Consider the following 10940-nt stretch of genomic DNA (forward strand, 5'->3'; position numbering starts at 1 on the left):
GCCTCTACTCGACCGAAGGGGGCGTTAGATTTCAGCCTTCAGCCTTCAGCCCCTTAAACGTGTCCTGGAGTTTGTCGCCAGCGGACGCTTCCCATTCTCCTGCTGCCACATTTCCACGGAAAGGCGCAGAGCGCCAGTCGATACCATCGCCACGATCCTCAGGCGGTCGCAATCGCGATCATCTGGGACTCGCGGAAGCCATTGACGACCTCCAGCAGCGCTTTGCAGGCGATATCAAGCGGCGTCCCAGCAGGTCCGTCTTCAGCAGCAGCCCGAACAACCCAGGCGAGCGACGGTTGAGCGCATGATCCTGAACCGAAGGCCGGAAAAGGATCATGCGCAAATCAAAATTGCTCCATCGTCCTTTGCGCGTCCGAAAACCCGCGCGGCGCTGTAATGGATGATTTCAGCCTCTTGGATAGTTTGGGCCGTAGCCGTTCGGATAGTACCCGCCATCGCCGCCGCTGCCGATGAGGAAGGCGCTGCCGGTGGCGGCCCGCAGCCTTTGGCTCACATGATCGAGCTGCGCCAGCATTCTATGATATTGCGTGGCCGGCATCGATCCATCTCGCGCGGCCCTGTGCGCGGCCCGATCAAGTTGAGCGACGTGCGTGCGCAAGTCACGCGCCTCGTCCGGCTTGATTCTGTTCGCCTGCATGGCGGCTCGGATACCGGTATCCACGCTCTCCATCTGGTTGATCAAAGCTGTCTCACGCGGGCCGGCGTAGGCGCCAGCAAACGGAACGATGACGAGAAGTGCGGCGAGCGTTGCAGTCCTAAGGGTCTTGGGAGTAAAAGAGCGCATGGTTGCGTCTCCTTTTGCTGGCGAAGGCGGCGATTGGAACACCCACCTTCCGGCCGTGGGCCGTCGGTTCCGTCGGGTCGCGATGGACGGTTCCACCGCCGGCGGTTCTCGGCCCCGTGACATAGCTAGGAGCGATCCTCGGCAAAGTGTAATTAAAAAAAGGTAATTTTTTCAGGCCTTGCCAGCGCGCATTGCCACCCTAGAGCGCGTCGCATTTGACCGGCCTCATGCGACGCGCTTTAGGTTACTGTCTTATGCATGTCGTTATTGCAAAACCGCTGCACACCTGCGGGTCAGGCCCGAGGGCATGCTTTTGCGCGACATGCTTTAAATGCAGCGGCCGCCTGGAGCCGGGCGATCAGCGCTCGGTCAATTTCAGCTCGATGCGGCGGTTCTTGTTGCGTGCGTCGTCGGTGTCGGCGGGGTCGAGCGGCTGGAATTCGCCGAAGCCGGCCGCAACCAGGCGGTTGGCCGGCACGCCGTTCTCGACCAGAAACTTCACCACCGAGGTCGAGCGCGCCGTCGACAATTCCCAATTGTCGCGGTAGCGGCCGGTGCCCGACAGCGGCTTGTCGTCGGTGTGGCCGTCGACGCGCAGCACCCAATTGATCTCCGGCGGGATCTCCTTCTGCAGGTCGATGATGGCGTCGGCGAGCTTCTTCATCTCGTCCTTGCCGGCGTCGTTGATCACTTCGGAGCCTGTCGGGAAAAGCACTTCCGACTGGAAGACGAAACGGTCGCCGACGATGCGGATGTTCTCGCGGTCGGCGAGGATTTCGCGTAAGCGCCCGAAGAAGTCGGACCGGTAGCGGTTCAGTTCCTGCACGCGTTGCGCCAGCGCGACGTTCAGGCGGCGGCCGAGATCGGCGATCTTGGTGTTGGACTCGCGATCGCGCGTTTCGGACACGTTGAGCGCTTCTTCGAGCGCTCCGATCTGCCTGCGCAGCGCCGAGATCTGCTGGTTGAGGATTTCAACCTGGCTCAGCGCCTGCTGGCTGATCTGGCGCTGGTTGTCGAGTTCGCCCGAAAGCGCCGTGGCCCGCTGGTTGGCGGCGTCGCCGGCACCGGCGCCTTGCGCCAGCAATTGTTCGAGCCGGCTCTTTTCCGCCTCCGACGCCGACAGCGACGCCTGCAAATTGGCGAGCGAATCTTCCTTGTCCTGCGTTGTCGAGCGCTCCAGCGCCAGAAGCTGGGTCAGTTCGTTGATCTGCGAATTGAGGCGGTTGAGCACCGTGTCCTTGCCGGAGATTTCGCGGCCGAGCAGGAACTGCGCCAGCACGAAGACGGTAAGCAGGAACATGATCGCCAGCAGCAACGTCGACAGCGCGTCGACGAAGCCCGGCCAGTAATCGATACGGCGATCGGCACGCCGGCTCCTGGCGAGAGCCATGCTAATGGACTCCAGTCTTCTTCAGGGCGTCGGCGATCTTCTCCAGAGTGTTGCGCATCGCCTTCTGCTCGTCCGACTGGGCCTCGACCCAGTCGCGCATGATCTGCTGCTCCGAGCGCATGTTCTTGACCAGGCCCGAAATGCCGTCGGCAAGGTTGGCCATGGCGGTGGCGACACGCGGATTGGCGCCGCCGCCGTTCTCCTGCATGCTGCGCAGTCTTTCCGACAGGACGCGGATCTCGTCGGAGGATTCGACCTTGGGCGGTTCGGCGACGACAATGTCGGACGACAGGTCGGTGACCGAGGACAGCCAGTTTTCGAGCTCGGTGTAGAAGCGTGTCTGGGCGCGGCCAGCCTGCAGGTCGAGGAAGCCGAGCACCAGGGAACCGGACAGGCCAAACAGCGAGGACGAGAAGGCGGTACCCATGCCGGCCAGCGGCGCGGAAAGCCCGGCCTTCAGCGATTCGAGCACGGCGGCGGCATCGCCGGTGCCGGGATCGAGCGAATCGATGGTTTCGCGGATCGAGCCGATCGTGTTGAGCAGGCCCCAGAAGGTTCCAAGCAGGCCAAGGAACACCAGCAGCCCGACAAGATAGCGCGAGGTGTCGCGGCTTTCGTCGAGGCGGGTGGCGATCGAATCGAGCATGGTGCGCATCGAGCTGGTCGAGAAGGCGATCGTCGACGAGCGGCCGATCATCGCCTTCATCGGCGCCAGCAGCACCGGTTCGGTGGTTTCGGAGCCGGCCCGAAAAGAGTTGACCCAGCGCACTTCGCGAAACAGCCGGCCGACCTGCGCGAAGGCCAGCAGGATGCCGACCGCAAGCACGCCGACGATCAGGCCGTTGAGACCGGGATTGGTGGCAAAGGCTGTGGAGATCTGACGGGTCAGGATAGCGGCGATGAAAGCGACGATCATCAGGAAGATGACCATGGTCAGCAGAAACACCTGCGGGCTCGACAATTTGTGCGGATCGTACATCAGCACGTCGGAGCGTCTGCCCATGCCGAAGGATCTGAAAAAAGCCATCCGTGCCCCGTTTCCGATGCCGCCGCCGCCAATTCACGTTTGACGGCGACTCTAAACGCAATTGTGACCAAATTGAATGGCGCTTGGCAATATTGCCAAGCGGACCACTGGCGTCAGAGTCGGTTGATGACCAGGCAGTCGACCATGGCGGCCAGATGCAGGCCGGCGCCGGTGACGACAAAGCCGTGCCACAGCGCATTGTGGAAGCGCAGGCCCTTCCAGGCGAAGAAGGTGACGCCGCAGGAATAGACGATGCCGCCGGCGACGATCAGCGCGATCGATGTCGTCGGCAATGTCTGGACGAGCGGCTCGACAAGAACGATGCCGCTCCAGCCGATGGCGAGATAGAAGACGATCGCCAGCCGGTCGAAGCGTCCGGGAAGAAGCACTTTGATGGCGATGCCGATCGCTGCAGCGGCCCAGACCAGGACGATCATCGAGATGGCCAGCGGCGAGCCGTCGAGCTGGGCGAGGAAAGGCGTGTAGGTCGCGGCGATCAGCAGGTAGATCGCGGCATGGTCGAAGCGCCGCAATATCCACTTGGCTGGCGACGACACCGGCCACAGATTATAGGCCAGCGACACCGACAGCAGGGTGAGCAGCGAAATCACGTAGAAAGCGGCGGCGATATATTCGCCCGGATCGGTATGGAAGGCGGCCAGCGCCAGCAGCGTCGAGCCGGCAGCAATGGCGAGCACGATGCCCACCGCATGGACGATGCCGTCGGCGATCATTTCGGCGCGCGAATAGTGCCAGCGTCCCATGAAGGGGATTTCGATCTGGGGTATCTCGATCTGGGATTTCGGGCCGATATGCGTCATGAACGATCCTGCATCCGCCTATTTGGGCGGATGCCGGACAGCATTTCAAGCTTTCGTTGCGGTTTTGCGACTGCGGCGGTTCAGCGCGCCAAGTCCGCTAGCTATGCTAGAGCCTAGCGCGTCACCGGCTTCCTGACGGTCTTCAACAGCGCACGCTGGATGGTCTCGTTGCCTGCGATGATCGAGCCGCCATCCAGCATGTTCTGCCCGCCGGCGTAGTCGGAGATGAAGCCGCCCGCCTCGCGGATCAGCAGGATGCCGGCGGCGACGTCCCAGGCCGACAGGCCGGTTTCCCAGAACCCGTCCATGCGGCCGGCAGCGACGTAAGCGAGATCGAGCGACGCGGAGCCGAGGCGGCGCACGCCCGAAACTTCGGCCATCACGTTGCGCAACTCGATGAGGAAATTGCCATGCTGGCCGCGGCCGAGATGCGGCACGCCGCAGCCGATCACCGTGTCGATCAGCTTAGTGCGGCCGGCAACCCGCAGCCGGCGGTCATTCATGAACGCGCCGCCGCCGCGCTCGGCGGTGTAGAGTTCGTCCATCGCCGGATTGTAGACGACGCCGGCGACGATCTGGCCCTGGCGCTCCAGCGCGATCGAGATGGCGAAGAGCGGAATGCCGTGCAGGAAATTGGTGGTGCCGTCGAGCGGGTCGACGATCCAGCGGTGCTGGCCGTCGTCGCCTTCGATCAGGCCGCGCTCCTCCATCAGGAAGGCGTAGCCCGGCCGCGCCTTCGACAGCTCGGTGAAGAGGATGTCTTCAGCCTTGCGGTCGGCCTGGCTGACATAGTCGCCCGGTCCCTTCATCGAGACCTGCAGGTTCTGCACTTCGCCGAAATCCCGCGACAGCGAGCGGCCGGCCTTCATAGCGGCCTGGACCATGACATTGAGGATCGCGGAACGCGCCATTGCTCTTCTTCCTGCCGTTGCGCCTATTTGCTTCGAGGCATGATCTTATCCAAAAGTCTGCAGCTTTTGGGGATCATGCCTGTTTGCTTTGAGACATGATCATTTCCAAAAAGTCTGCAACTTTTTGGGATCATGCCTTAGTCGGCGCGGCGCACGTAAGTGATTTCGTTGGTGTCGACTATGATACGTTCGCCCGAGCCGATGAACGGCGGCACCAGCACGCGAATGCCGTTTTCCAGCATCGCCGGCTTGTAGGACGAGGCTGCGGTCTGGCCCTTCACCACCGGGTCGGCCTCGGTGATCGTCAGCGTCACCTGATCGGGCAGCGAAATGCCGATCGGCCTTTCGTCATAGAGCTGGACCGTCACCATCATGCCGTCCTGCAGGAAGGCAGCGCGATCGCCGACGAAATCCTTTTGCAATTCAAGCTGCTCGTAGCTTTCGGTGTCCATGAACACCAGCGCTTCGCCCTGTTCGTAGAGGAAGGAAAAGTCCTTTAGATCGAGTCGGATCTGCTCGACTGTCTCGGCCGAGCGAAAACGCTCATTGAGCTTGGTGCCGTTGATCAGGTTCTTCAGCTCGACCTGGTTGTAGGCGCCGCCCTTGCCGGGTTTGACAGTGTTGGTTCTGACCGCCACCCACAGGCCGCCGTCATGCTCAATGACATTGCCGGGACGGATTTCGTTGCCATTGATCTTGGCCATGATGATGTGATCCGGAATTGAGATTTTCGCGACGAAAGCGATTTGGCGCCTCCAAGACCACAAATCGCCAGGAGAGGCAAGGGAGTGGGCAAGAGTGGGAAGAGGAGGAGTGGCCAAGGGGACGGCATGCGAGGGAGTGGGGGGCGGAGCCATTCCCTCGCCAGCATCCAACCCGCGCCACTGCCAGATAATTCACTGTCCGCGACGCTTTACGGCAGGCGGTTGGCCTTCTGCAGCGCCTGCTTGGTCTGGTCGTCGGTCAGGCCCTGCAGAAAATCGTCCATCTGCGGGTCGATCAGCCCGGCGCGGCGTGCGACGACGTACCAGGCGCCGGCAAGGATCGGATCCGGATCGGTGCCGATGCCGGCCATGTAAAGCTTGGCGAGGCGGTTCTGGGCGGCGACATTGCCGCCTTCGGCGGCCTGTTTCATCCAGCCGAAGCCGGACTTCAGGTCGCGGGCGCCACCGCGTCCTTCGATCATCCAGGCAGCGAGATCGATCTGCGCCGTATCGTAGTTCTGCCTTGCTGCCTGCGCCAGCAGGCCGCGTGCCTGGGCATCGTCGCGCGGCTTGCCGCCGACGCCATTGGCATAGACCTGCGCCATCGCATATTGCGCGTCGGCAAGGCCGGTTGCGGCGGCGCGCTGATAGTAGGACAACGCCTTTGCGATGCCGGCATCGCCGGGATCCTGCTGGACCAGCAGCTGCGCGAAATTGAACTGGGCCAGACGGTTGCCGGCCTCGGCGGCGGCCTGCATCAGCGCGTAGGCCCCTTTCTCGTCCTTCTTGACGTAGCGGCCGTCGAGCAGCATCAGCGCATATTGGAACTGTGATTCCGGTATGCCCTGCTCGGCGGCAAGCGCGTACCACTTTGCCGCCTCTGCCGCGTCGACCGGCACGCCAAGGCCGCGCGACAATATTTCGGCGATCAATGTCTGCGCCGCCGGATCGCCGTTCTGGGCGCGAACCAAGGCGAGGTTGTAGGCCGTCTTGTACAGGCCGCGCTGGAAGGCGCCGTAGGCGGAGTCCGACGGCTTGGCACCGAAGCGGTCGGGATTGATGGCGTCGGCCGATGGCAGCGGCGCCGTGGTGGCGGGCTGCGGCAGCGGCGTGCCGATCGGCTTGTCCGTGTTTTCACCGCTGTCGGGCTTGGGTTGCGGCAACGGGACAGTTTCCGCCAAGGCGGCCTGCACCGTGAGCACTGCGAGCAAAGCACCGAAAAGAATTGTCCGCACCGGCACGTCAGTCCTCGAAACGCGGCGCGGTTTCGTCGAGCAGCGCGTTGGCGCTGGCGACTGCCAGCTTTGGGTCGATGCCCTCGGCAAAGACGGCGCTGGACAGCGCCACGAATTCGGCGCCGGTGGCAGCCACCGCTTCCACCGAAGCGATGTCGGACCCGGCCATGACGATGCAAGGGATCTGGATCACATCCGCCCACCATTGCCCCAGCGACAGGTTGCGTGGGTGCGGCTCCGGCTTGTTGTCGTAGCCGAAGCGGCCGAAGAAGATGTAGTCGGGCCTGAGTTCGCCGAGTTCCAGCGCATCGTCGCGGGTCTTGGCGCCGCCGGTGCCGACCATCATTTTTGCCTGAAAACGTTCGATCGTCTCGGCGAGTTCGGCCTTGCCGGCCTCGACATGAATGCCATCGGCCTGGACGCGACCGGCGATACGGGTGTCGCCGGCAATGATGACGGCGACGCCTGCCGCTTGCGCCGCCGGCACGATCTGTTCGGCGAAGGCCTGGAAGGAGGCTTCGTCCATGTCGTTTTCGGGCACGATGAGCGAGGCGACGTCGCCGCCCTCGAACGCCGCGCCGATGCGCTCAGCCGGCACGCCTGGCGGCGCGATCAGCACGATGCGGCAGCGATTTGGAGGCGTTGCGTCGTTCATTGGTTTCGATCCCGGTTTTCGCCTATGCCGGGCGAAGATGGTTGCATTGCGGCATAGAGCAAAGTGCCGGCCTTGAACAGGCGGGCGGGGCAGGATCATTGGCGCATGATTGTCGTCCGGCGACGTTCTTCGCTCACTCGATTGCCTGGAGGCTCTCGGCTGGAATCTTCGATCTCCACAGTCTCCAGCCGAGGTTCATGCCGGCGGCGGCGACCAGGATGGCGGCGGCGCCGACGATCTGGGCCGGATGCAGCCGATGGCCGAAGGCGACGACATCGACCAGGATCGCGACCACAGGGTAGATAAAGGACAGCGACCCCTGCAGATGCGTTGGCAGTTTCTGAATGGCGCCGTACATCAGGATGTACATCAGACCGGTATGGACGACGCCAAGCGTCGCCAGCATGCTCCAGCTCCACGCATCGGCGGGAAGATGGGAAAAGTTGGCGAAGGGTGCCAGCATGACGACGCCGACACTGACCTGGATCAGGGCGATCAGGTGCGGTGGCGTGCCTCTGAGCTTCTTGGTGACGATGGCGGCGACGGCCCAGAAGAAAGCCGCACCCAGCGCCATCGCGATGCCGGTAAAATAATCCGTGCCAACACTACCTGTATTGGGGCTTACCTCAGGTGAGGCCTGCACGATCAGCAGCATGCCTGCGAAGGCGATGCCAAGCCAGGCCAGCTTTGTCATGGTCAGCCGCTCTGAAAAGAAGAGCGCGCCAAAGCCGACGAGCATGAAGGGCTGCGTGTTGTAGACCGCCGTGGCGATCGAGATCGAGGCGTGGGAAAACGAGCTGAACAGCAGCAGCCAGTTGATGACGATGGCCGCGCCGCCAAGGGCCGCAATCGCCACGATGCGCAGTGACACCCTGCCGCGCAGCAGCCCGAGCGCGGCGCAGATGATCAGCAGTGTTATCGCGCCGAAGGCGCAGCGCCAGAAGACGACGTCCATGATCGGCTCGCCCGACATGACGACGAACCATCCGATCGTGCCGAGGATCGCCATTGCCGCCGTCATTTCGATCGTGCCGCGCACCGTGCTGTCCATGAAGAGTACCTCTCGAGACCCCTGATGGTTGATAATCCCATGCGGCACCAGCCCTTTCTATAATTTGCGCTAGGTGATATGCTAGTTCTACCTAATTAAATAAGGTGATGACGGCCTTCTTCTTGGGAATGTCAAATGCTGGACGATCTGGACCGACGCCTTCTCGAAATCCTGATCAAGGATTCGCGAACCTCATTGAAGGAACTGGCCCAGCAGGTAGGACTGTCGTCGCCGAGTGTCGCGGAACGCCTGCGTCGGCTGGAGGATCGTGGCGTTATCAGGGCTTTCACCGTCGAAATCGATCCGCAAGCGCTCGGCTACACCTTGCAGGCGATCGTTCGCATCCGGCCCTTGCCGGGCAAGCTGCATATTGTCCAGAAGCTGATCGAGGGGATTCCGGAGTTTGGCGAATGCGACAAGGTGACGGGCGACGACTGCTTTGTTGCCCGGCTGTTCGTGCGCTCGATCGGCGACCTCGACAAGCTTCTCGACCGTATCGCCGACAAGGCCGAAACGAGCACAGCCATCATCAAGGCGCAGCCGATCCGCAGGCGCCCACCGCCGCTCGCCGCAACCGCCTTCTCGAATCCGTGACAGGCCTCAGCACGAACGACGCCCAGCGTCGGGTACGCATTTGCAGTCGCGGCGCGAAAGTTTATCGGCTATTCCAGCGTCTACACGCTTTCCCTCCAACCGCTCCCCGCCGATGTCAGGCCTGCTTCTCGATCCGTGGTTCTATGCCGCCGCCATTCCAGCCGTCATCCTGGTCGGTCTGTCCAAGGGCGGCTTTGGCGGTGCGGTCGGTTTCGTCGGCGTGCCGCTGATGGCGCTGGCCATGCCGCCGGTGCAGGCAGCCGCCATCCTGCTGCCCATACTGTGCCTGATGGACATCGTCTCGGTGTGGACATGGTGGGGTGTCTACGACCGCAAGATGCTTGCGGACATGATGCCGGGCGCGGTGATCGGCATCGGCCTCGGCTGGCTGACCGCGGCGCTGGTGACAGCGGAAATGGTGCGGCTGATAGTCGGCGCCGTGGCAATCATCTTCGTGCTTCGCTGGGTCTATCTACAGATACGCCACGGTGCGAGCCATTCGGCCGAGCCCAACCGCGCGGCTGCCGCATTCTGGGGGACGGTCGCCGGCTTCACCAGCTTCGTCGCCCATGTCGGCGGCCCGCCCTTTCAGGTCTATGCGCTGCCGATCCGGCTCGATCCGAAAGTGCTGTCGGGCACCGCCGCAATCTTCTTTGCCGCCACCAACGCGTTGAAGCTGATCCCCTATTTTGCGCTCGGGCAGTTCGACGCCACCAACCTGACCGCGTCGGCGGTTCTGGTGCCGCTGGCGCCGCTCTCGACCATCGCCGGCGCCTGGCTGGTGCGGCGGATGCGACCGGAACTGTTCTACCCCTTCACCTATGCGACCGTAGCGGTCGTCGCGGTCAAGCTCCTGTGGGACGGGATCGCCGGCCTTCTCTAGATTGCCAGCCGATGGAAGTCGCCGGCGCTCAAGGATTGCGCAAGCGGGTCACGCCGTCTTCTGCTATTCTGGCAGCGCCGGGGAAGGGTCGGGCGCGATGCGACATCGTCCAGAAACATTGCCGATGCTAATGCGTCGATGCCGGAGACCCGGTGGCGGGGCGACCGCCTGATCTCAACCCATTCCCATGACGGGAAAAGGCAAATCGGGGCAAACTATGCAAAAAGTAGCACGAAACTTCTTCACGCTGGCCGTCGTCTACGCACTGGTCGGGATGGCGCTCGGCCTACACATGGCGATCAGCAAAGATCATGCGCAGATGCCAACCCACGCCCACATCATGGTGGCCGGATGGCTGATGTCGGCGGTGTTTGCCTTCTTCTACCATCTGTTTCCGGCAGTCGCGGAAAAGACGCTTGCCACCGTCCATTTCTGGTTGACGGCAATCAGTGGCACCGGGCTGTTGATCGGCCTTTACATCATGCTTGCCGGCAACCCGGCGATCGAGCCGCTGGTGGCAACATCCTCGATGAGCTTTTACGCGGGGCTGCTGCTGTTCGCCTACATCGCGCTGCCGGTGGTGTGGAGAGCTGAGCGGCATCGTGAGGCGCAAAAGGCCTGAGTCCAAAGGTCTGGGCCCCAAAAAGGCCTGGAGTTATTGTGCTGTTACGGCACAGGCGGCCGACGCTTGTTCGAAAAATATCCACGCCGTTAAGGCTTCATTAAGCTTTACAGGCGTTTACTATGTGCATCCAGTGATCTGGATTCTTACCGAGTGGTTGGAGCCACTTTGTTTGACGCCTCCCTGTTAAACTCCTGAGAGCCGCCTTATCCGCGGCTCTTTTTTTGTCGTGCGCCAGGCAT

The 10940-nt window shown here is 62.5% G+C and carries 12 protein-coding genes; 3 read left to right on the top strand and 9 right to left on the bottom strand.

Translation table 11 applies throughout. The features are described 5' to 3' along the window. Positions 1–406: 406 nt before the first annotated feature. The 9 genes from NMG80_RS03655 to NMG80_RS03695 all read right to left on the bottom strand — a co-directional run bounded on the left by NMG80_RS03655 (position 407) and on the right by NMG80_RS03695 (position 8599). The gene (locus NMG80_RS03655) at positions 407–805 is read right to left on the bottom strand and encodes a hypothetical protein (protein WP_254016875.1); all 399 of its coding nucleotides are present in this window, start codon (positions 803–805) and stop codon (positions 407–409) included. Between the two features lie 358 nt (positions 806–1163). Then, positions 1164–2195 (bottom strand): peptidoglycan -binding protein, encoded by a 1032-nt coding sequence (locus NMG80_RS03660; RefSeq protein WP_254016876.1) that lies wholly within the window; start codon positions 2193–2195, stop codon positions 1164–1166. 1 nt (position 2196) lies between these two features. Then, positions 2197–3222: a MotA/TolQ/ExbB proton channel family protein gene (locus NMG80_RS03665; protein WP_254016877.1), complete on the bottom strand. Its 1026-nt coding sequence runs from the start codon at positions 3220–3222 to the stop codon at positions 2197–2199. A 113-nt stretch (positions 3223–3335) separates the two neighbouring features. Continuing rightward, positions 3336–4043, bottom strand: a complete 708-nt coding sequence (trhA, locus tag NMG80_RS03670; RefSeq protein WP_254016878.1) for a PAQR family membrane homeostasis protein TrhA — start codon at positions 4041–4043, stop codon at positions 3336–3338. 113 nt (positions 4044–4156) lie between these two features. Further along, entirely contained in the window at positions 4157–4954 is a 798-nt protein-coding gene (locus NMG80_RS03675; protein WP_254016879.1) for an inositol monophosphatase family protein, read from the bottom strand. 137 nt (positions 4955–5091) lie between these two features. Further along, positions 5092–5658, bottom strand: coding sequence for an elongation factor P (gene efp, locus NMG80_RS03680; protein WP_254016880.1), 567 nt, complete (start codon positions 5656–5658; stop codon positions 5092–5094). A gap of 209 nt (positions 5659–5867) precedes the next feature. Next, entirely contained in the window at positions 5868–6899 is a 1032-nt protein-coding gene (locus tag NMG80_RS03685) for a tetratricopeptide repeat protein (RefSeq protein WP_254016881.1), read from the bottom strand. Position 6900: 1 nt separating this feature from the next. Continuing rightward, positions 6901–7548, bottom strand: a complete 648-nt coding sequence (locus NMG80_RS03690; protein ID WP_254016882.1) for a thiamine phosphate synthase — start codon at positions 7546–7548, stop codon at positions 6901–6903. Positions 7549–7681: 133 nt separating this feature from the next. Then, complete coding sequence (locus NMG80_RS03695; RefSeq protein WP_254016883.1) at positions 7682–8599, bottom strand: DMT family transporter; 918 nt, start codon at positions 8597–8599, stop codon at positions 7682–7684. A 135-nt stretch (positions 8600–8734) separates the two neighbouring features. Between NMG80_RS03695 and NMG80_RS03700 the strand changes: the two genes are divergently transcribed. From NMG80_RS03700 to NMG80_RS03710, 3 genes are all read left to right on the top strand, one after another. Beyond that, entirely contained in the window at positions 8735–9193 is a 459-nt protein-coding gene (locus NMG80_RS03700) for an Lrp/AsnC family transcriptional regulator (protein ID WP_254016884.1), read from the top strand. A gap of 112 nt (positions 9194–9305) precedes the next feature. Then, positions 9306–10076 (top strand): sulfite exporter TauE/SafE family protein, encoded by a 771-nt coding sequence (locus NMG80_RS03705; protein WP_254016885.1) that lies wholly within the window; start codon positions 9306–9308, stop codon positions 10074–10076. A 217-nt stretch (positions 10077–10293) separates the two neighbouring features. Next, positions 10294–10698, top strand: coding sequence for a cbb3-type cytochrome c oxidase subunit I (locus NMG80_RS03710; RefSeq protein WP_254016886.1), 405 nt, complete (start codon positions 10294–10296; stop codon positions 10696–10698). Positions 10699–10940: the final 242 nt, after the last annotated feature.

The sequence above is a fragment of the Mesorhizobium escarrei genome (assembly GCF_935825525.1).
Classification (GTDB): domain Bacteria; phylum Pseudomonadota; class Alphaproteobacteria; order Rhizobiales; family Rhizobiaceae; genus Mesorhizobium; species Mesorhizobium escarrei.